The sequence below is a fragment of the Photobacterium sp. GB-72 genome, from assembly GCF_003026095.1.
In the GTDB taxonomy this organism is placed as follows: domain Bacteria; phylum Pseudomonadota; class Gammaproteobacteria; order Enterobacterales; family Vibrionaceae; genus Photobacterium.
The window spans coordinates 626,339-646,015 of record NZ_PYNV01000001.1; the positions used below are offsets into that span (position 1 = coordinate 626,339).

The following is a 19,677-nucleotide window of genomic DNA, read 5'->3' on the forward strand; positions in this document are numbered from 1 at the left end:
AAATCGCTATTTGTTTATAATTTAAAAGCTCAACCCAAATTAAAATAAAACATAAAGGATAATGATTATGAACTTATTAGTATCAGGATTAATTGGTTACGCATTAAAAGAAGTTGTTGTGCCACTCGTTAATGATCATTTTGACGATAAAAAAACAGAAGAAAAGCAAGTACCTGAAAAAGAAGTAGAAAATGCTTTATTTGAAAGTAACGATCTAATTAAAATGGTATCGAACATTATTGACATTGTTGTATAACCCTATATTTAAGATACTAAAAAACTTCCATCAAATATTATTTGATAGAATATAAATGTTTTATTTTAATTCGCTTTTTTTTATATATCCCTTCTTTTTACATTAATGTTTTCACCTTTTTCATTACTGCTAATACTTTATTACTGTAATTAGGATCGGTGGCATACCCTGCTTTATGTATTTCTCGAATAAATTGATTCGGCTCACCACTATGTTTTAACGCAGTTGAATAACGTGGGTTCTGTTGTAAGAACTTCACAAAATCTTGAAAGCTATCTTGATAAGAGCCATAAGAGCGAAACGCCGCATTTTCTTGTACAGCAACACCGTTATGATATTCCAATGTACGCGTGGCAACCTTTTGCCCACTCCAACGTGGATCGGCTTTAATATTAAATAAGTTGTTACTCGTTCCTGCCGCATTTTTGATCACTTTTTTACCCCAACCGGTTTCTAACGCCGCTTGCGCTATCAACATTGCAGGATCGGTGCCCAACGCACGTGCCGCTTTCGTTGCATACGGTGCCATATGATCAACAAATGCTTGTGGCGTTTCAAAACGATCAGGTTCTGGTTGTCGTAATGGCGGCTGAACATCAGCGGTTTGTAATCGCTGCTTATATTTTTCTAATACCTGTTGTGCCGCAACACTGTTTTGATCTTCTCGTTGCGGTAGTGTTAATGGCTGGGATTTATTATCGATTGGGCGAATCTGCAATGGATCCGTATTGTCTTTTTTCGGGAATAAATCTGTCGTTGGAGTATGCGGCTTTTGTTCGTTATCTTCGCCACCCAATTGCTTAACAATCATATCAGCCAAGCCCAAACTTCCAGTGGTGCTTAGCTGAGATGACATCTGCTCATCATGCATTTGCTGATAAAACTTACTGTTATTGCTACTCATTAAATCAGATTCAAACGCTTCGTTCGCTTCGCGCATTGACTTAAATAGCATCTGAGTAAAGATAGACTCAAACTGATTAGCCGCCTGACGCAATGATCCCTTTGAATCTTCGCCAATACCCGCACGTAGACGGTCTAGGTTACTAATATCATGGACAAAACCGGGATCAATTTGCTTCATATTATAATCCTTGTTGATTACTTTTTAGTTAAATCATCAGGGTTAAATGATGATTAACTGCCCTTCAATGGCACCCGCTTGTTTCAGCGCTTGTAAAATTGCCATTAGATCTGATGGCGCGGCGCCCACTTGATTCACCGCTCGAACAAGCTCATCTAACGACACACCGGGCTCAAACTTAAACATGCGTGCATCAGATTGCTGTACGCTGATATTACTGTTCTCCACCACGGTTGTTTCACCACCGGCAAAGGCATTGGGTTGACTCACCTGTGGATTTTCTTTAATGGAAACTGTCATACCACCATGGGTGATTGCCGCAGGTTTTAACTTCACATGCTGGCCAATAACAATGGTACCAGTGCGTGAGTTAACGATAATTTTCGCGGAGCCTTCTGCCGGATCAAACTCTAAGTTTTCAACTGTTGATAGGAACGCAACTCGCTGGCTAACATCGCGTGGTGCTCGCACTTTTATTGATGTTGCATCAACAGCTGATGCCATTTGAGGCCCTAAAAACTGATTAATAGAATCTGCCATACGTTGTGCCGTGGTAAAATCTGAATCATGCAGGTTAAAGGTTAAGTAATCACCGCGTCCAAATGGGTTCGGGACTTCTTGTTCAACCATTGCACCGTTAGAGATTCGACCTACCGTTGGCGTATTACCGATCACTTTAGAGCCATCTGCCCCTTCTGCACTAAAGCCACCAACCACCAATGTACCTTGAGCTATTGCATAAACCTTGCCATCTAAACCTTTTAAGAAAGTTTGCAATAACGTCCCCCCCCGTAAACTCTTGGCGGAACCAATTGAAGAGACGGTAACATCAATGCTTTGACCTTGTTTGGTAAAAGGAGGCAAAGTGGCATTAACGGCAACAGCGGCAACGTTTTTGATCTTTGGCTTTGTACCTACCGGCAATTGAATGCCGAAATTTTGCAACATGGCATTAAAGCTTTGATCGGTGAAAGGCGTTGTCTCGCCAGTACCAGGCAAACCAACGACTAAACCATAACCGACAAGTTGGTTACTACGAACGCCTGCAACGGAAGCGACATCTTTGATACGTGCCGCATCCACAGTGCCAGATAATAAAATTAATCCAGTAATAATAATTGCGCGAAAATTCAATGGATTCTCCTGTCCCTAACGCTATGTTTTGACAAAAATTGGCTGATTAGAAAGCAACGTTAAAGAAACGTGATAACCAATTTTGCTCTTGAATATCTTGGCGATCACCGGTACCTGAGTATTGGATTCGCGCATTAGAAATACGTGTTGATGCAATGGTGTTATCTTGGCTAATATCGTCAGGTCTAATATGTCCGCTAACCCGAATATATTCTTCGCCAGTGTTAAGCATTAGCCATTTTTCACCACGTACAACCAAGTTACCGTTATTTAAAACCTCAACCACTTCAACTGAAATAGAACCTTTAATACTGTTACTTTGATCGGCAGAAGTAGAGCCTGCAAATGTGTTGTTGTTCGACATACCATAAGACAAGCTGTAATCACGAATGGTGACGGGTTTCCCCCCTAGCTCTATTGGCTTCATATTTAAATCGGTAGATTTATCTAAATCTGAACTTGCACTCTTTTTCGCTGCAGTTTTTTCTTCGAGTAAAATTGTGACGATATCACCAATACCACGGGGCTTAGTGTCGTCATACAGATCTTGCACTTGTGATTGATTAAATAAAGAGCCTGTTGCGGTTGCGTAATGCTCAGGTTTATCTTGTGGACGAACAGGATTCCAAGCGGGATCGCCCGCTTCTGGATCTTCGCGTTTACGGATCCGATCAATCAGCCCTTTCGACTCTTTCTCTTTACCTTCTACCGCATCAACATTGGTGGTGGCTTTTTCAATATCACTGCCAGCAACATCAGGTGGTGTAGATACACAGCCGGTTAATGCCAAACTTAATAGAAGTAATGATTTTTTCATCCACTGACGATTCATTTTATTTACCTGAGCGCAATTCATTCATTACCACCAATCATTACAACTGCTGGTTAACGTAACTCAACATCTGATCAACAGTTGAAATCACCTTCGAGTTCATCTCATAAACACGTTGTGCTTCAATCATATTCACAAGCTCTTCCGTCACGTTTACGTTGGACGTTTCAAGCATAGATTGGCGAATAGAACCATATCCTTCTAAGCCTGGCGTTCCTTCTTGAGGATCACCACTCGCGCCTGTTGGTAAGAATAAGTTCTGACCGATAGGCTCCATACCACCTGGGTTAATAAAGTCGACAGTCGTAATTTGCCCCAAGGCTTGGTTTTCTTGCTCTCCACGAATACGGGCAGAAACTTCACCATCAGTACCGACGGTGATGCCTACCGCATCTTCAGGTACCACAATCTCAGGCTGGACAGGATAGCCACTACCACTGGTAACCAATTGACCTTCAGAGTTAATCGTGAACTGACCATTACGGGTATAACCTATGTTGCCATCAGGTAATAGCACTTGGAAAAAGCCATCACCTTCGATCATCATGTCCATGGCGTTATTGGTGGTTTGAGTATTACCTTGAGTAAAGACTTTTTGTGTCGCAACCACTTTTGAACCCGCCCCCAACATTAAACCTGTTGGTAATGTGGTATCTTGAGTTGACTGACCGCCCGGTTGATTAATATTTTGATAAAAGAGATCTTCAAAAACCGCGCGACCTTTTTTAAAACCAACGGTTGATGCGTTAGCCAAGTTGTTAGAAATAGTCGAGATATTTGTCTGCTGCGCGTCAAGACCGGTTTTACTTACCCATAGTGCTGGATGCATTGTTCTGTCCTTTTAATTAGCCAATACGCATAAGAGAAGAAGAGGCTTTATCCATTTCTTCTGCGGTTTTCATCAGTTTTACTTGCATTTCAAAGTGGCGCTGAAGATCTATCATGCTGGTCATTTCAGAAACCGCGTTCACGTTACTGCCTTCAAGCATACCTTTCGCCAGTGTTACACTGGCATCTGCATCAAGCGGAATACGCTCGCCGATGGACTTAAATAAACCATCAGTATCTTTAAACAACGCTTGATTATCAGGTTTAACCAATTTGATGCGATCAACGACTGCGATTGCATCAGGCGGCGCACCTTGTGGTAAAACCGACACCGTACCGTCTTTACCAATTTCAATTTTACTGATCGGAAGTGGGATAAAAATAGGACTGTCGTTTTGGCCTAATACCAATTGACCATTACTGTTTTGTAGCATGCCTGTTTGATCAATTTTCAAATGCCCAGCACGGGTGTAAGCTTCTTGGCCTTTGACATCCATTACAGCAAGCCAACCATCACCTTCAATAGCAACGTCTAAATCACGCCCTGTATTGATCACTGAACCTTGTGCAAAATCATTACCCGGGCGCTCAGTCATTGAAAACACTCGGCTAGGTAGACCTTCACCATAGGCTTGCATACTGCGCGCCTGTTGTAAGTCGGCACGAAAACCTGTTGTACTGACATTTGCCAAGTTATTAGCATGAACTTGCATACCATACATATCTTGTTTTGCGCCACTCATGGCAAGATACAGAGCACGATCCATTTTTTTGACACTCCTATTATCTAACAGCATCAATAAAGCAAAAACTAAGCCAATTATATTTATTGTTTAATAACAGTGAATTGAGAGCAAAAGAGCAAGAAGGTAAAGCAGGAGGGAAAAAAATTGCCGCTTCAACGAAAAGGTAAAACGGCAATAGGACTGGAAAGGATAAAGCTTAACGAATTTGTAGAATATTCTGTTGTAGCTGATTATTCACATCTAGTGCACGAGAGCTGGCTTGGAAGTTACGTTGCGCAGTGATCAAATCCACCAGCTCTTGAGTCATATCGATATTTGATTGTTCAAGCGTTCCGCTTTTAACAGAGCCAAATGAACCTTGTGATGCATCACCCCAAATCGCCTGACCTGATTCTTGGGTGGTATTCCAAAGCGTGCCACCTAACTGTGCTAACCCTTGTTCATTAGAAACACGGGCTAAGGCAACACGTCCTACAACGATATCTTTACCATTTGAATAAGACGCCAAAATATTGCCTTCAGGATCAATATCAACTTTCGATAAATAACCTGTTGTAGCCCCGTCTACATCTTGAAATTTGCGCACTTCAAACGCTGAAGCATATTGCGTCGGATCATCATAATTCATAGTTAACGATTGCGTAGGATCAGCACCACCGACATCAATACCAGCAGAAGCGAATGTCTCCATTTGGATATTTAATGGCATTGGTGGAGTTGCTGGAACGGCAGGTGGATTACCAGGGTCTCCAGGATATGGCTGACCATTTTGATCAAATCGCATCCGATAGCCTGTCACTACAGGGGCTGCAGGGTTTGTATTATCAATAACTTGATAAGCTGCAGGGATGCTTGCTGGATCTGGCTTTAATAACCGCTCTTGACCACTGTTATTGGTAACAGTTTGATGCACTTCCCATGTATTAGCATTGGTTGGAACGGCATTAGGATCATATTTAGCGACATAATAAGTCGTCATTTTATACGGTTTACCTAATGAATCATAAATCGTTGATGACGTTGATTTATTGAAAGAATCAGGATCTTTAAAGTCAAATGGACTATTTTTAGGCGTTGTTTCTTTATTAGGTAAATTTAAAGACACTTTGATTGTGCCTGATTTTGTTGGCTGACCAAATACATCATCAATTTTCATCGATTTTGCTTCATAAGAAGCCACGGTATTTGAATCTTTATTGACAGGGTAACCCAGTAAGAACTTACCTTCAGAGTTCACTAACTCATTTTCGTTATTTAGATGAAATGCACCATTGCGAGTAAGATTATTATTCGAGGGCTCATTCTTATTATCTGCCACAGCAAAAAAACCCGAACCAGATACACGTAAATCTAATGGGTTATTGGTATAAATACTAGAACCTTCATGGAACTGTTGTGCAACCGTTGAGGTTTGTACGCCCCCACCCGTTGTCGTTTTACCATTAGAGAAAATCGAATTAGAATAGACATCACCAAATTCAGCACGTGATTCTTTAAAACCAAAGGTGTTGGCATTGGCTATGTTATTACTGGTGGTATTTAGATCTTTTTGAGCTGCACCTAGACCGCTCAACGCAATGTTCATACTCATATTCGATTATCCTTTTTGTGTTGCTTTGCCAATTTGTAGAACATCAGCCAACTGAACTGGCTTATCGAAACCAGCAAGGTTTAACATCACCTGACCGTCGTTATTCCCTAATAAAACGCTATTCACGTTTGCGTGTGTAAGCACTTCAAAATTCTGGCTTTCGCCTTTTACATTGCCTGACACAGAAAACTTATACATACCTTGCGGCATAATATTGCCATCATCATCTTTACCATCCCATGTAAAGGGATGTTCACCGGCTGATTTAGCACCAAGACTCATGGTTTTAACCAATTCACCTTGTTCATTTTCAACGCGCAACATTGCGTTATCAATGCTTTGCGTTAAACGCGTCATGCCAGACATTTCGCCTTCGCTACTGCGCATTGCGGTTGAATTAGGAATAAGTACATCTTGTCCAACAAGAGAAGAAGCTTGTAGTGCTTGATTTGACGTCATCGCACTATTTAATGAGCCAAACTGCTCATTCATTTTGTTAATGCCATCAACGGTAGCGAATGATGCCATTTGCGCGATCATTTGATCATTACTCACAGGTTTAAACGGATCTTGCTGTGCTAACTGCTTGGTTAGTAATGACAAGAAATCATCTTGCTTTAGCTGATTTTTTCCTGTGACTTCTTGCTCTTGTTCGACTTTCTTATCTTGCATGCTTTTTAGCTGGTCAAGGTAAGAAAGATTGCTGGTTCCTGCACCATTAACTGTGCTCATAATGACAACTCCTTACCTTATTTGCCCATCTGCAAGGTTTTCATTAGCATCTGCTTACTTGCATCGGCTACCTGAACATTATTTTGATATGAACGAGATGCTGAAATCATATTCGCCATCTCTTCCATCACATTAACGTTGGGCTTATAAATAAAACCTTCAGCATTTGCCATCGGGTGCTCTGGATTGTATTCAGCTGATAGCGGCTTATCACTTTCAACAATACCTTTAACTTGCACAGGTACGCTGCTGCTTTGATGATAAGACGCAGAATTTAATGCGGCGGCAAAAATAGGATGACGGGCTTTATAAGTTTCTTCTGCTGAGCTACTGACACTGTTGGCGTTAGCAAGGTTACTTGATGTGGTATTTAAACGTACAGATTCAGCACTCATTGCCGATCCCGTTACATTAAAAACATTAAATAAACTCATTATTATTCCCCTTTCAATGCCTTGCTCAGGTTCTTAAATTTAGAACCTAAAAAATCCAACGATGCTTGATATTCAATACTATTTTGCATAAACAAGTTTTGCTCTAGTTGGGCATCCACCGTGTTGCCATCCCCTGTATCCGGCTGTGTTGGCACGCGATATTTTTGCTCGCCACTGACTTGTGTAGAGGCATTAATGTGCCGCCCATTTGTTCGGCTTAGGCCAATATCTGCCCCAGATGTTGCCGCTTTAAGCGCACGACTGAAGTCTAAATCTTTTGCTTTATAGCCAGGAGTGTTGGCATTAGAGATATTACTCGCTAGGGTTTCGGCACGTTTTTCACGTACGCCAACAGTATACTGATGAACCCCTAATGCTTTATCGAACGAAATGGACATATCTTGCCTCCACAATTACTTAGCAGTAATAAAGCAAAGACAGTGCCAATTTTAAGAATTGAGAAATTAAGAAGATGGTTGGTAACTAGAGAGGAGAATAATTAACTAAAAAGCGCTACACGCAATATTAACAAGCGGCAGCGCTTCTTCAATTAACGGAGTTTATAAATGATGCCAGGGTTACAACGGATCATTTCAAATTTTTCTGTTAACCCTGTTAGTGACTCTGATGCACCTAAGAACAAATAGCCACCAGGATTTAAGCTGGCCGCTAATTGATTTAAAACTTTCGATTTCATCTCTGGAGAAAAATATATCAAAACATTTCGACAGAAAATAATGTCAAACTTCCCCAGCAATGCATAGCTATCTTTAAGGTTCTGCGGCCTAAAATTAACCATTTGTTTAACTTTATTGTTAACCCGCATACGGCCATCACCATTGTCTTCAAAAAACATACGGCGACGCTCCGGCGATAACCCTCGGCTTAAAGCAAGATTGTCATACACACCTGCTCGGCATGTTTCCAGCATCGTCTGTGAGATGTCAGTGGCAGTAATTTGAATAGATGGCAGTAAACCAGGACGCTTAGCTTGGGTTTCCAAAACCGTCATCGCCATAGAATACGGTTCTTGGCCTGATGAACTCGCCGCAGACCAAATTTTGATCGGTTTTTTATTTGCTGCAAGTTCAGGCAAAATTTTGTCTGATAATACGGTAAAAGGATAACCATCACGAAACCATAATGTTTCATTGGTTGTCATCGCATCAACGGCGGCAATACGTAATTCACGATTACGACCTGATAATACATTCTGCAACAAGTCTGAAAGCGACGATAAAGAAAAACGATTCACTAACGGGCTTAAACGACTGCGCACTAAATATTGCTTGCTATCGCCTAATACGATGCCACATTGAGACTCAAGAAATCGGCAAAATTCACGATATTCTTGGTCATTTACAGTTACTGCTGTCATTTACAACTCTTCTTTGTCAGTACATTCGGCATTAAATTCTCAATAATTTTTAATAATTTCAAACTGTTACGCCGATTCAATTGAGCTATCAGGCATTGCCCCTTTTACAGCTCGACCCAATTCGTCTGGGTTAAATTTAGGAATAAAAGCATTTGCTCCTACACGTTCAACCATGGCTTGGTTAAACACACCACTTAATGATGTATGTAAAATAACATGTAAGTCTTTTAATTTAGGATCATTTCGTATCTCAGCAGTTAATGTGTACCCATCCATTTCAGGCATTTCAATATCTGAAATAATCAATGCTAGTTGATCATAAATAGAGCCTTGAGCCGCCATTTCACGCAATTTAATAATGGCTTCTTTACCATCTTTTACGAGTACGCATTCACAACCAATCGCTTCTATCGCTCGTTGTACCTGCTTACGTGCAACGGTTGAATCATCAGCAACAAGAACCCGACGCACGGCAGGGCCATTTTCAACCAACTCTTCAAGCACGGTTCCTGTAATGTTGGTATTAACCGGTGAGATCTCATCGAGAATTTTTTCAACATCTAAAATTTCGACCAGTTCACCGTCTATTTCTGTCACAGCAGTCAGATAGTTACTTCGACCAGCCCCTTGAGGAGGTGGAAGAATCGATTCCCAATTCATATTAATAATGCGTTCAACAGAAGACACAAGGAAACCTTGAATAGAACGATTAAATTCCGAAATGATAATAAAGCAATTCGTTAAATTGGTGATTGGGCGCCCACCGGTCGCTAAACTCATATCAATAACAGAAATGGTTTGTCCTCGAATATGAGCAACACCTTTAATCAATGGATGTAAATTCGGCATTGATGTTAATTGGGGACACTGCAGAACTTCTTTAACTTTAAATACGTTAATACCATAACGTTGACGTCGATTAAGACGAAATGTCAGCAGCTCTAATCGGTTTTGCCCAACTAATTGTGTCCGCTGATTAACTGAATCTAAAATACCTGTCATTGGATAAACTCCCTGTCGTGTTATAAATCGCGCTCGCGAACACACTTTATCCACTCACGATCACATCTGATAAATAATCAAGATATTAGAATATCTAGCTATAACTGCGAATGTTATAGTAATTCTAACCATGACCAAAGAGCATTTACCGTGACAAGCCACAGAGATCAAAAACTCTTGCCAATTTTTATCGGCCTTTTGCTATTTTTCTTTAGTACAAATATCTTTGCTTCTGATTATAACGTGCTAGATTCCGTGGAAAAATCCGCTGAAAACTTAATAAAACAGCAAGTTACCTTACCAGAAAAAGGGAAATTAAAAGTTACAGCAGCAGAGCTTGATAACCGTCTTCGTTTTTCTACTTGTTCAGCGCCACTTGAAGCCAGCCTACCCGGCAAACAAAACTTAAGTGGTAATGTTACTGTGCTTGTTAAATGTCCTACCGAAAACTGGCAGCTTTATGTCCCTGTAAATGTACAATTAACACTGCCTAAAGTTGTCGCCAGCGTCGCTCTTGGTCGAGGCATGGTTATTACTCGAGATAAACTTTCCGTTCAAATGGTTGAAAGTCGCTTCCAACGAGGAAATAGCTTTGAAGACCCTAATGAAATCATAGGATCAAAAGTTAAACGCTCAGTAAAATTAGGAGAAATGATCCAAGCCCGTGATATTTGTTTAGTATGCCGTAACGACACTGTCATTATCCGTGCCGGAACAGGCGGACTAAATATAGTAACAGAAGGCAAGGCACTGTCTGATGGAGCTATCGGTGAAGAGATCCGAGTTCAGAATAAAACATCAAGACGCATGATTGATGCTATTATTACCGCAGTTGGTGAAGTAACCGTAAAGTATTAGTCAGAAAAGTTGATTGCGCATGACGATAAATAAATCATTTTATCTTCATAATATTTACTAAAGTCTGTTCACACTTTGCCGATAGCTAGGTATCACAGTTAATTATCAAGGTAAAACATTATGGCAAGTATTGATCACCTACGTGGTGGACAACCTGTAAATACCACACGTGTTGGCCAACAAAAAACAACCACAACGGAAGAGCAAACTACCACCTCAAACATTGCTAAAGAACAGCATGACGAAGTATCTTTAAGCTCTCAAGGTAAAGCTGTGGGCCAAATTCATCAACAATTAGCAACAGAGCCAAGCTTTGATGCAGGAAAAGTGGCAGAGATCAAACAAGCAATTGCAAATGGCTCATATACTATTGATGCCGATAAACTTGCATCAAATATGTTAAAGTTCGAAGACGAGCTTAATGGGCTTTAAGATAACATTTGCATACTAAAATTGAGATCAGCGTAATGAAACAGACACTTGGTCAACTGCTTGAAGTTCAACAAACCACCTTATTGTCTTTAATCGATCTTCTCAAACAAGAAAGAGTGGCAATTACTCGCCGCAAGGCATTAGAAATTGAACAGATTGCCAAAGAGAAGTTAGATCTGATCTACAAAGTCCAACAGCACGATTATTTATTGTCTTCCCATGAAGAGCGCGACCAGTTAACACAGATCAACGATTACCAAACACAAGTGAATACGATTCAAGATCTAGTTAAAGAATGCCAACAATATAATGATATCAATGGCGAAGTATTACAGCGCGCTCACCTCAGCTTTCATAAGCTAAATAACTTATTCCAGCAAAGTCGTGGTCGGCACCAAATGACCTACAATTGTGATGGTGTCGCACAAAATGTTCGTTCATTAGGTACCAACCTAAAAGCGTAAAGTTAAAACATGACTTCTTGTTTATTCGGCACATGAAACACTTCACCGTGTTGCTTCATTCGTTCCATCAAACCAATATTTAACTCCATTTCCGTGACATAACTGTCACCGACAGGATAACTGCGAATAATTTTTGCCCCACGAATAACACCATCTACTGCGCCATCTGTACTTTCATACCCTAACTGCTGATCATCAAGCGATGTGGTTGCACTAATGCGTAATCCATAAATTTGCTCTGATAATTCGCGGTAAGCATCTAACTTAGAAGCGCGCATTGCACGAATACTTTTTTCTTCTTTGGTTCGCCCTTTTTGCTCACTAATTGAAGCATACCCTACCGCTTGGATCACATCTTTACTTTGGGTTAAGTCAGGACCTGGAACCGTTGCACTGCCTGATGTTGTATTAGTACAACCTGACAGTAATAACATCGCAGCAGCTAAAGCCACATAATATTTCATTGTTACTTCCTTACGGCTTTAAAATTACATTATTATCAGGACGGTTACGCACATCTGTACGCATAATTACCCCATTTCGTAACTGAATTTTATTCATAAAATCCAAGTCTCGGCCAATACGCTCTGCCGGAAGAAAACCCTGTGCGGTAGCAATAACGACATTTGAGCGCATACCGATAATTCGAGCATTGATGAGCACCCCACCACTTTGACGCAGCATTGTACCTGTTAGCACGTAATCAACAGGTTGCTGTGACGCTAATTCTTTCCAGTTGCGACTAATACTAAAATCGCCACTACGGGTCACTTTAATTACCCCTGTTGACTTGTAATCAACCACAGTAAAACCACGCTGCTGCATTTGGTACATGAAGTTTTCACTCACCACATTACCGAGCCAGTTGGTTTCCGTCATATCTTGTAAATCAACAAACGAGGTGACGGCTAATGGCGTACTTGCCGTTAAATATTGATTTGACGTTACCAATTGATTCGCTAATCCTTCAATAAAATAATCAACGGTATGTCTTGGCGTGTCTGATAAAGAATAGGCGCCTGATGAGTATTTCTCTTTACCGTTATAAACCGGAGGTGCGGCACAAGCAGTCATCGCTAACGACAACACAATTACAATCCACTTATTCATTACTTCCCCGCCCTCAAATATTGTTTTCTTTATATCGTATGAACATTTAAATTCTTTAATACAAGCGCCCAATTGGGAACACTCTTTGCATTCACTTTTTCATCGAACTATTAAAAAGCAAAAAACATACCTAAATGGGCTTTTATGAATAAATTTTTTTTACGCAGCTTAAGTGCACTTTGTTTGTTTTTTTCATGTTATAGCTCAGCCCAATGGGTTGAAGTAACAGGTGAAGCTGTCATTTTAGAAAGTGAAGAAACAGCACGTGTTAATGCACTAGAAGATGCGGTATATCAAGCGATGAGGCATGCGGGCGGTGAAATAGCGACACTTCCGTCATTAAAACCTTATTTCGCAGAGTCTAAGCAACAATACCGTTTTAGTGGTAATGAGATCCGTAATGTAACGGTTCTTGAACAAAAGAAAGCAGGCGGCAAAATGTATGTCACCAGCCGTATCGACATTTACCCATCGGCAAAAAGTTGCCACAAGACCCAATATAAAAAAGGCATTCTATTAGGCAGTTTTTCAATTACAGAGCCACAACAAGCAGCCATGGGTAGCGTTTATAAAATAGGCACTGATTTCGCTTCAATGCTCGGAAAGCAAATTCAAAAACGTTCCCAAAGCTTTATTGTTACTGGTAAAACAACCGTCCCTTTCAGTGCAACCCAAGCATCTGCAATGACGATGCTGGCTGAAGATCACGATGCGCAATATTTAATTGGTGGTGAAATAACAGATTTGACCGCCACCCTTGATGAAAAATTAGTTAAGAAAGATCAAGTTAATCGCCAGTTTGCTGTTTCATTGGAAATAATGGACGGTAAAACAGGCGAGATCATCTACCAAAATAGCTACCGTGAAATTGGGTTATGGCCGTTTTCTCGCTCAAGCCATGTGGATACCAAATCAGCACGTTTTTGGGTTTCACCTTATGGACAGAGCATTCAACGTATCAGCCAAAATATGATGCTAGATATTGAAAGTGCGCTCTCTTGCCGAGCCAGCCTCCCAGAAATCATCAACATCCATAATAATGTCGCACAAATGAACGTTGGTCGTATTCATGGTGTAAAACAAGGTGATAAATTAAAACTTTGGCATAGCGCAGGATTTATTGATCAAAAAGGTATACCGCGGAATCGAATGGTTGATACAAAAATTAGCTTAACCGTTGATCGCGTTTATGAAAAGTCAGCGGAACTTATTGTTAATCAACCAGAATTAGCAGCAAGCATCCAACCTGGTGATTTACTAACCAAGCAAACGCGACGTTAAGAGTATTCCCTTATATTTTTGAAAATATACCGTATAATACTCAAATGCTTCCTTAGCTCAGATGGATAGAGCGTCCCCCTCCTAAGGGGAAGGCCACTGGTTCGACTCCAGTAGGGAGCGCCATATTTTTCAAAGGCTTAGCGATTTTTTATTGCTAAGCCTTTTTTATTTCCACACAATGTAGTGTCGTAACAATACTATATAGATTCAGTCTTTATCACTTCGGGTCGCATGATTTAATCTGCTCTTCTTTGAACAATCTGCTTTATAACGTGTTATTAGCCTTATTTTTGTGGCTAATAAACGGCTACAACTATTATTATCAAAAATATTTTTACTGTTTTAAATCAATAAAATGGATTTATTTAGCTCATTACTTGAAACATAACGTTACAATATTTGAACGTTGTTTTTTATTATTTAGTGTTTATACTGCCAGCACTTCATAACTCTCATGTTATGAGTTTGTATAGGACATTATGAAAATGAAATTAGCATCTCTTATTGTATCTGCCGCTCTTCTTGCCCCTGCAGCAGCTATGGCTAACACACCAGTTCAGCTTTCAGTACCCGGCGTAAACCTACCAGCAGGTAACGTTACAGGGGTTCGCTTAAATGCTTTATATGGGCATACCGCTTCTGTAACAGGTGTAAACTTCTCATTATTAGGTCTTTCAGATATTGATACATTCAAAGGTCTAAACTTTGGCCTAGCATTTGGTGTGAACCGTACTCGTTCGATGATGACGGGGCTTGAATTTGGTCTTGCAAACTTGAACGACGGTAATGCGAAAGGGGCTGATTTTGGTGCCGTAAACTATACTGCTGGCAACTTTACAGGTGCGCAGTTCGGTACATTTAACTACGCAGGAACACTAAATGGCCTACAGTTTGGCTTAGTGAACGCAACCGATCATATTAATAAAGGTATTCAGATCGGCCTGATTAACTATGATAAGTCTGGTACTTTCGTCAGTAACAGCTTACCTGTATTCCCTATTGTAAATGCGCGATTCTAAGATTTCGCTATAGCAATAAAGAGCCTCGCCACTATGCGGGGCTTTGTTTTAAATTGATAAATTTAGACATAAAAAAACCTCGCACAAGGCGAGGTTTAGAATTTGGTGGAGCTAAGCGGGATCGAACCGCTGACCTCTTCGCTGCCAGCGAAGCGCTCTCCCAGCTGAGCTATAGCCCCAAAACAAGAATACAATAAAATCTCACTGCATCAGTGTCAACATAACTACAAAGATATAAGCATATTTGTGAATTAACTCAAAAATATAACCCTAACAAACATAAAATAATCACGCCTATATCATTTACTTACCATTGACACCTCTAGTAATAAAGTGCGGTTAAATATCTTTAATGGTGACGACTAACCTTAAGGATTATTTTCATGAAGCTTCAACTGACCTCTCTTTTACTCGCAACGGCAATTTGTGCTCCATCCGTTTACGCTGATTCTCCAGTACAACTTTCTGTTCCAACAATTAACTTGCCTGCAGGTGATGTATCAGGTGTTCGAGTAAGTGCACTTTATGGTCGAAGCCACAATGTGAAAGGGTTAAATTTTTCCGTTCTTGGTCTTTCTGATATTGATAACTTTACAGGAATTAACCTTGGTTTGTTCTATGGTGCAAACCGTACCCGTACAAGTATGAAAGGGTTTGAATTAGGTTTAGCAAACTTTAATGGCGGAACAGCAAAAGGGGCTGATGTCGGCCTAGTAAACTACACAGCAAGTAATTTCACAGGTGCGCAATTGGGACTCTTTAATTATGCAGGTAGTTTAAATGGACTCCAATTTGGCTTTATGAACGCAACAAATCATATTAATAAAGGTATTCAAATAGGTTTAATCAACTTCGACCGTTCGGGTACTTTCGTTAGCAAAGATCTTCCTGTTTTCCCTCTTGTGAACGCAAGATTCTAATTAGCAAATATAAAAAACGGAGCATTAATGCTCCGTTTTTTTATTTTATATTTAACAAGCTTATGCGTTAGCTTCACGCTCTGCAATAAATGCTAACGCCATTTTGATACGAGCGACAACACGCTCTTTACCAATAAGCTGCATCACAGCATCAACAGAAGGCGACTGACCTTGACCTGTAACAGCTACACGTAAAGGCATACCCACTTTACCCATACCTAGCTCAAGTTCTTCACACACTTGTGCAATAACGGCATGAAGATTTTCTGTTGTCCACTCTTCAAGTGCTTCAACTTTAGCCAGTGCAAGCGCTAACGCTTCTTTTGCCACAGGACGTAAATGCTTTTTCGCCGCGCCAGCTTCAAATTCGTTAAAGTCTTGGTAGAAGTAACGAGATTGTTCAGCAAGTTCGATCAATGTATTACAACGCTCACCCACTAGCGTGATCACATCTGTAATAGCAGGGCCATTTTCAATAGAAATTTCTTTCTTATCTAAGTGCCATTGTAGGTATTTCGCAACATACTCAGGTTCAGATGTTTTGATGTAATGGTTGTTTAGCCATAATAGCTTATCAGTATTAAATGCAGATGCCGACTTACTTACTGATTCTAGGCTAAATAGATCAATCATCTCTTGTCGTGAGAAGATCTCTTGATCACCATGAGACCAACCTAGGCGTACTAAGTAGTTCAGTAATGATTGTGGCAGGTAACCATCATCACGGTATTGCATTACACCTACAGCGCCATGACGCTTAGATAATTTTGCGCCATCATCACCTAGAATCATTGCGCAGTGTGCAAACTCAGGTACTGGTGCACCTAGCGCTTTATAGATATTAATTTGACGAGGCGTATTGTTGATGTGGTCTTCACCGCGAACAACTTGAGTAATACCCATATCCCAGTCATCGATAACCACACAGAAATTGTACGTTGGGCTACCATCTGTACGACGAATGATAAGATCATCAAGCTCACTGTTCGCAATTTCGATGTGACCACGGATTTTATCATCAAAAATGACCGTCCCTTCTTTAGGGTTACGGAAGCGAATACAGAATGGTGAATCTTCTGTTGCTGCGGCATTAGCTGCAATAATTTTAGGGTGGTTTGCATCGTAGCGAGGTTTAATACCAGCTGCCATTTGCTCTTCACGGATTTCGTCAAGAAGCTCTTTCGGACAGTAACACTTGTACGCTTTGTCTTCTGCTAGAAGTTGATCAACCACTTCGTTATAACGATCAAAACGCTTAGTTTGGTAGTAAGGGCCTTCATCCCAGTTAAGCTCTAACCACTCCATCCCTTCCATAATCGCGTCGATAGCTTCTTGAGTTGAACGCTCTAGATCCGTATCTTCAATACGAAGTACAAACTCGCCGCCCATATGTTTAGCGTATAACCATGAGTAAAGTGCAGTACGAGCACCGCCTACGTGCAAAAAGCCAGTTGGACTTGGTGCAAAACGAGTTTTAACCGTCATTGGAATTACCTTATGAATGAAGGACTACACAGTAAGGGCTACTGTGTCTTATCTAATAACGAGTATTTTAGCACCGTGGAGTAAATCTACAATGCTTTGTCTACAATGAGAAATTCGAAGTTTGGAGAGGTGTTGAGAAAGATTACTCTAATAAAACTATCAATACAGAGATTATTTTAATAAGACTTTGAAAAACAAATTACCTCTATCAATTATTATCAATAGAAGTAATTTATAAAATATATTGTTTACGTTTTTAATCGAAACTATAAATTTTTTAGTCCCCAAGACATAAATTCTTGTTTTTCTTCTTCAGATAGGCCAATGAATGCATTTTTCAAAAACTTCATTTTTGCTTCAGGTGATGGAGTAGAAGCTGGAATGGTTGGAGTACTAAACGTTGTTTCAACATACCCAATTGATGCAATACCGCCAGACTTGTTATAATCAGCAACTTCTCTTTCGTAGTCTCTAAAATTCTGTAATCCTGAGCTATTTAATTGAATATATTCGAATTTAACCTCATCACCCAGACTATTTTTTAGTGTTATTTCAGGCGACTTATTAAAAGCTTCAGCTTGATCTAATGTTCGAATTTTTGGATACCCTAGAACTAATTTAGTATCTTTTGCATCAAACTTAATTAATAATGGCGTTGAATTAAATTTCTTTTTTGCAGCATCATCTAATACAACTGTACCGATGTTAAATAAAATTTGATTTTCACCATTAGGTAAAACCACTTCATTTGTAGCTTTTATAAAAGACCATCCCTCCTCTTTTCCATTTACAACAAGAATATTTGTTTCTTTTGATGATTCAAATTTCACATCAGCATAAATGTTACTAGAGAACAGCGATACCAATGGCAACACACTACAAATTATTTTTTTCATACAAGTATCCTGTTTACGCTTAAGAAAAGAACGAGCATTACGCTCGTTCTTTAAAGTTTTAATTAATAAAGTATTAATTAAAAGTAGTATTCTACACCTACAGAGTATTCCATGAACTCTGGGTTTTGATTATCAACACGTTTAGCTGCTTCATCAGCACGCTCTACATGACGAACACGTGTATAAACAACAGCTGATGGGTCAATAAAGTACATTACCTGACCAGAAATTACAGAGTCGTCAGTGTAACCAACTTTCTTACCATCACGCTCTAAATCTTCGTTCGCCGCATAACCTACCTTAAACTGGTAATCAGCGATGTTATACATTACACCAGCAGTGTAAGCATTTTGACTCTCATCCGCAGTACCAGCAACTTGTGAATTAGCTTCCATCATCTTGTACTGAGCAAAGAAGCCTAAACCGTTCTCAAAGTTACCTTGTACACCAACTAGGTAAGTATCATTAATCCACTCTGAAGAGTTATTACGCTCATATGCAGCCTGTAGTGTTACAGGGCCAATTGCGTAATGCGCAGCAGCACCACCCCAGTTGCTATCAGCTTGAGCAACAGCATCACCACGACCAAATGCTACATCAACGCTAAAGCCACCCCATGTTGGCGAGTCCCAACGCACAGTGTCAGATTGACGGTCTTGATAAGGAGCACCTGCAATACCATAACCCCAGTCATAAACATCACCTAGACCTGGGTTAGATCCTGGCCAGTCGATGATTTCATAAATAGGAGTAAGAACACGACCAATACGGATTTTACCCCAGCTATCACCTTCAAAGCCTACAAATGTATCACGTACACCTAATTTACCACTGTCACCAGCAGCGTTACCGCTACCGCCAACATAGCCAGACTCAATCTGCCAAATGAATTTTGGGCCGTTAGCAAAATCTTTGCTGCCACGGAAACCAATACGTGATTCATTATTTAATTTCCAATTACTATCTTCTGCCCAAAGAGCTTTACCTGCTTCGTTATAATCACGAGTCAGTGCTTGCATAGCAATAACACCGTAAACTTCATATGAAAATGACTCTTTAAGCTTTTGAATAGCAACTGCATCTGCACCTTCAGCACTAGCTGAAATTGAGGTCATTGCAGCAGCTGCGATTGCAGCACCAAGTAGTGTACGTTTAAACATGTTTTCCATGGAATAACTCCTAAAAGATATAAGCT

The 19,677-nt window shown here is 40.2% G+C and carries 23 protein-coding genes and 2 tRNA genes; 8 read left to right on the plus strand and 17 right to left on the minus strand.

Annotated elements, in window-relative coordinates; translation table 11 throughout:
- The first annotated feature begins 67 nt into the window (after positions 1–67).
- Entirely contained in the window at positions 68–256 is a 189-nt protein-coding gene (locus C9J40_RS02770; RefSeq protein WP_107205483.1) for a flagellar hook protein, read from the plus strand.
- Positions 257–353: 97 nt separating this feature from the next.
- Here C9J40_RS02770 and flgJ read toward each other — a convergent pair whose 3' ends face one another.
- From flgJ to C9J40_RS02825, 11 genes are all read right to left on the minus strand, one after another.
- Positions 354–1,340 (minus strand): flagellar assembly peptidoglycan hydrolase FlgJ, encoded by a 987-nt coding sequence (flgJ, locus tag C9J40_RS02775; RefSeq protein WP_107205482.1) that lies wholly within the window; start codon positions 1,338–1,340, stop codon positions 354–356.
- Positions 1,341–1,382: 42 nt separating this feature from the next.
- Positions 1,383–2,474, minus strand: coding sequence for a flagellar basal body P-ring protein FlgI (locus C9J40_RS02780; RefSeq protein ID WP_107245635.1), 1,092 nt, complete (start codon positions 2,472–2,474; stop codon positions 1,383–1,385).
- Between the two features lie 46 nt (positions 2,475–2,520).
- The gene (gene flgH, locus C9J40_RS02785; protein ID WP_199187034.1) at positions 2,521–3,291 is read right to left on the minus strand and encodes a flagellar basal body L-ring protein FlgH; all 771 of its coding nucleotides are present in this window, start codon (positions 3,289–3,291) and stop codon (positions 2,521–2,523) included.
- A gap of 55 nt (positions 3,292–3,346) precedes the next feature.
- Positions 3,347–4,135: a flagellar basal-body rod protein FlgG gene (flgG, locus tag C9J40_RS02790; protein WP_107205480.1), complete on the minus strand. Its 789-nt coding sequence runs from the start codon at positions 4,133–4,135 to the stop codon at positions 3,347–3,349.
- Between the two features lie 16 nt (positions 4,136–4,151).
- Positions 4,152–4,901, minus strand: a complete 750-nt coding sequence (flgF, locus tag C9J40_RS02795) for a flagellar basal-body rod protein FlgF (RefSeq protein WP_107205479.1) — start codon at positions 4,899–4,901, stop codon at positions 4,152–4,154.
- A 175-nt stretch (positions 4,902–5,076) separates the two neighbouring features.
- Positions 5,077–6,471, minus strand: coding sequence for a flagellar hook protein FlgE (flgE, locus tag C9J40_RS02800; RefSeq protein ID WP_107205478.1), 1,395 nt, complete (start codon positions 6,469–6,471; stop codon positions 5,077–5,079).
- 6 nt (positions 6,472–6,477) lie between these two features.
- Positions 6,478–7,203, minus strand: a complete 726-nt coding sequence (flgD, locus tag C9J40_RS02805) for a flagellar hook assembly protein FlgD (protein WP_107205477.1) — start codon at positions 7,201–7,203, stop codon at positions 6,478–6,480.
- Positions 7,204–7,220: 17 nt separating this feature from the next.
- Positions 7,221–7,637: a flagellar basal body rod protein FlgC gene (gene flgC, locus C9J40_RS02810; protein WP_045082774.1), complete on the minus strand. Its 417-nt coding sequence runs from the start codon at positions 7,635–7,637 to the stop codon at positions 7,221–7,223.
- 2 nt (positions 7,638–7,639) lie between these two features.
- Positions 7,640–8,035 (minus strand): flagellar basal body rod protein FlgB, encoded by a 396-nt coding sequence (gene flgB, locus C9J40_RS02815; protein WP_005370239.1) that lies wholly within the window; start codon positions 8,033–8,035, stop codon positions 7,640–7,642.
- Between the two features lie 152 nt (positions 8,036–8,187).
- On the minus strand, positions 8,188–9,015 hold the full coding sequence (locus C9J40_RS02820) for a protein-glutamate O-methyltransferase CheR (RefSeq protein ID WP_045148043.1): 828 nt from the start codon (positions 9,013–9,015) through the stop codon (positions 8,188–8,190).
- Positions 9,016–9,081: 66 nt separating this feature from the next.
- Positions 9,082–10,017 (minus strand): chemotaxis protein CheV, encoded by a 936-nt coding sequence (locus tag C9J40_RS02825; protein ID WP_107245637.1) that lies wholly within the window; start codon positions 10,015–10,017, stop codon positions 9,082–9,084.
- A 150-nt stretch (positions 10,018–10,167) separates the two neighbouring features.
- On the opposite strand from C9J40_RS02825, the gene flgA reads away from it, so the two are divergent.
- The 3 genes from flgA (at position 10,168) to C9J40_RS02840 (ending at position 11,771) form a co-directional block, all read left to right on the plus strand.
- Positions 10,168–10,875, plus strand: coding sequence for a flagellar basal body P-ring formation chaperone FlgA (gene flgA, locus C9J40_RS02830; protein WP_107205475.1), 708 nt, complete (start codon positions 10,168–10,170; stop codon positions 10,873–10,875).
- A gap of 120 nt (positions 10,876–10,995) precedes the next feature.
- A complete protein-coding gene (flgM, locus tag C9J40_RS02835) occupies positions 10,996–11,307 on the plus strand; it encodes a flagellar biosynthesis anti-sigma factor FlgM (protein ID WP_105060722.1) in 312 nt (103 codons plus the stop codon).
- A 35-nt stretch (positions 11,308–11,342) separates the two neighbouring features.
- The gene (locus C9J40_RS02840) at positions 11,343–11,771 is read left to right on the plus strand and encodes a flagella synthesis protein FlgN (RefSeq protein WP_107205474.1); all 429 of its coding nucleotides are present in this window, start codon (positions 11,343–11,345) and stop codon (positions 11,769–11,771) included.
- A gap of 2 nt (positions 11,772–11,773) precedes the next feature.
- On the opposite strand, the gene C9J40_RS02845 is transcribed toward C9J40_RS02840, so the two are convergent.
- Positions 11,774–12,235, minus strand: a complete 462-nt coding sequence (locus C9J40_RS02845) for an LPP20 family lipoprotein (protein WP_107205473.1) — start codon at positions 12,233–12,235, stop codon at positions 11,774–11,776.
- Positions 12,236–12,245: 10 nt separating this feature from the next.
- Complete coding sequence (locus C9J40_RS02850) at positions 12,246–12,881, minus strand: FlgO family outer membrane protein (RefSeq protein ID WP_005370226.1); 636 nt, start codon at positions 12,879–12,881, stop codon at positions 12,246–12,248.
- Positions 12,882–13,025: 144 nt separating this feature from the next.
- Between C9J40_RS02850 and C9J40_RS02855 the strand changes: the two genes are divergently transcribed.
- From C9J40_RS02855 to C9J40_RS02865, 3 genes are all read left to right on the plus strand, one after another.
- Entirely contained in the window at positions 13,026–14,162 is a 1,137-nt protein-coding gene (locus C9J40_RS02855) for a flagella assembly protein FlgT (RefSeq protein ID WP_107245638.1), read from the plus strand.
- A 46-nt stretch (positions 14,163–14,208) separates the two neighbouring features.
- A tRNA-Arg gene (locus C9J40_RS02860) sits at positions 14,209–14,285 on the plus strand.
- A gap of 362 nt (positions 14,286–14,647) precedes the next feature.
- On the plus strand, positions 14,648–15,181 hold the full coding sequence (locus tag C9J40_RS02865; protein ID WP_233217610.1) for a hypothetical protein: 534 nt from the start codon (positions 14,648–14,650) through the stop codon (positions 15,179–15,181).
- Between the two features lie 103 nt (positions 15,182–15,284).
- Here the strand turns inward: C9J40_RS02865 and C9J40_RS02870 are convergent.
- Positions 15,285–15,360, minus strand: a tRNA-Ala gene (locus C9J40_RS02870).
- A gap of 204 nt (positions 15,361–15,564) precedes the next feature.
- Between C9J40_RS02870 and C9J40_RS02875 the strand changes: the two genes are divergently transcribed.
- A complete protein-coding gene (locus C9J40_RS02875) occupies positions 15,565–16,101 on the plus strand; it encodes an LA_2272 family surface repeat-containing protein (RefSeq protein ID WP_107205470.1) in 537 nt (178 codons plus the stop codon).
- Between the two features lie 60 nt (positions 16,102–16,161).
- On the opposite strand, the gene gltX is transcribed toward C9J40_RS02875, so the two are convergent.
- The 3 genes from gltX to C9J40_RS02890 form a co-directional block, all read right to left on the minus strand.
- Positions 16,162–17,586 (minus strand): glutamate--tRNA ligase, encoded by a 1,425-nt coding sequence (gltX, locus tag C9J40_RS02880; protein ID WP_107245640.1) that lies wholly within the window; start codon positions 17,584–17,586, stop codon positions 16,162–16,164.
- Positions 17,587–17,852: 266 nt separating this feature from the next.
- On the minus strand, positions 17,853–18,482 hold the full coding sequence (locus C9J40_RS02885; RefSeq protein ID WP_107245642.1) for a DUF2057 domain-containing protein: 630 nt from the start codon (positions 18,480–18,482) through the stop codon (positions 17,853–17,855).
- Between the two features lie 77 nt (positions 18,483–18,559).
- Complete coding sequence (locus tag C9J40_RS02890; RefSeq protein WP_107245644.1) at positions 18,560–19,651, minus strand: porin; 1,092 nt, start codon at positions 19,649–19,651, stop codon at positions 18,560–18,562.
- Positions 19,652–19,677: the final 26 nt, after the last annotated feature.

Excerpts from the sequence above, each read along its gene's own strand:
- flgE (WP_107205478.1), bottom strand. The coding sequence starts at position 6,471 with ATGAGTATGAACATTGCGTTGAGCGGTCTAGGTGCAGCTCAAAAAGAT.
- flgG (WP_107205480.1), bottom strand. The coding sequence starts at position 4,135 with ATGCATCCAGCACTATGGGTAAGTAAAACCGGTCTTGACGCGCAGCAG.
- C9J40_RS02845 (WP_107205473.1), bottom strand. The coding sequence starts at position 12,235 with ATGAAATATTATGTGGCTTTAGCTGCTGCGATGTTATTACTGTCAGGT.
- C9J40_RS02885 (WP_107245642.1), bottom strand. The coding sequence starts at position 18,482 with ATGAAAAAAATAATTTGTAGTGTGTTGCCATTGGTATCGCTGTTCTCT.
- flgC (WP_045082774.1), bottom strand. The coding sequence starts at position 7,637 with ATGAGTTTATTTAATGTTTTTAATGTAACGGGATCGGCAATGAGTGCT.
- flgB (WP_005370239.1), bottom strand. The coding sequence starts at position 8,035 with ATGTCCATTTCGTTCGATAAAGCATTAGGGGTTCATCAGTATACTGTT.
- C9J40_RS02825 (WP_107245637.1), bottom strand. The coding sequence starts at position 10,017 with ATGACAGGTATTTTAGATTCAGTTAATCAGCGGACACAATTAGTTGGG.
- flgF (WP_107205479.1), bottom strand. The coding sequence starts at position 4,901 with ATGGATCGTGCTCTGTATCTTGCCATGAGTGGCGCAAAACAAGATATG.
- C9J40_RS02855 (WP_107245638.1), top strand. The coding sequence starts at position 13,026 with ATGAATAAATTTTTTTTACGCAGCTTAAGTGCACTTTGTTTGTTTTTT.
- flgD (WP_107205477.1), bottom strand. The coding sequence starts at position 7,203 with ATGAGCACAGTTAATGGTGCAGGAACCAGCAATCTTTCTTACCTTGAC.
- C9J40_RS02770 (WP_107205483.1), top strand. The coding sequence starts at position 68 with ATGAACTTATTAGTATCAGGATTAATTGGTTACGCATTAAAAGAAGTT.
- flgH (WP_199187034.1), bottom strand. The coding sequence starts at position 3,291 with ATGAAAAAATCATTACTTCTATTAAGTTTGGCATTAACCGGCTGTGTA.
- C9J40_RS02820 (WP_045148043.1), bottom strand. The coding sequence starts at position 9,015 with ATGACAGCAGTAACTGTAAATGACCAAGAATATCGTGAATTTTGCCGA.
- C9J40_RS02840 (WP_107205474.1), top strand. The coding sequence starts at position 11,343 with ATGAAACAGACACTTGGTCAACTGCTTGAAGTTCAACAAACCACCTTA.
- C9J40_RS02875 (WP_107205470.1), top strand. The coding sequence starts at position 15,565 with ATGAAGCTTCAACTGACCTCTCTTTTACTCGCAACGGCAATTTGTGCT.
- C9J40_RS02890 (WP_107245644.1), bottom strand. The coding sequence starts at position 19,651 with ATGGAAAACATGTTTAAACGTACACTACTTGGTGCTGCAATCGCAGCT.
- gltX (WP_107245640.1), bottom strand. The coding sequence starts at position 17,586 with ATGACGGTTAAAACTCGTTTTGCACCAAGTCCAACTGGCTTTTTGCAC.
- C9J40_RS02850 (WP_005370226.1), bottom strand. The coding sequence starts at position 12,881 with ATGAATAAGTGGATTGTAATTGTGTTGTCGTTAGCGATGACTGCTTGT.
- C9J40_RS02865 (WP_233217610.1), top strand. The coding sequence starts at position 14,648 with ATGAAATTAGCATCTCTTATTGTATCTGCCGCTCTTCTTGCCCCTGCA.
- flgM (WP_105060722.1), top strand. The coding sequence starts at position 10,996 with ATGGCAAGTATTGATCACCTACGTGGTGGACAACCTGTAAATACCACA.
- flgJ (WP_107205482.1), bottom strand. The coding sequence starts at position 1,340 with ATGAAGCAAATTGATCCCGGTTTTGTCCATGATATTAGTAACCTAGAC.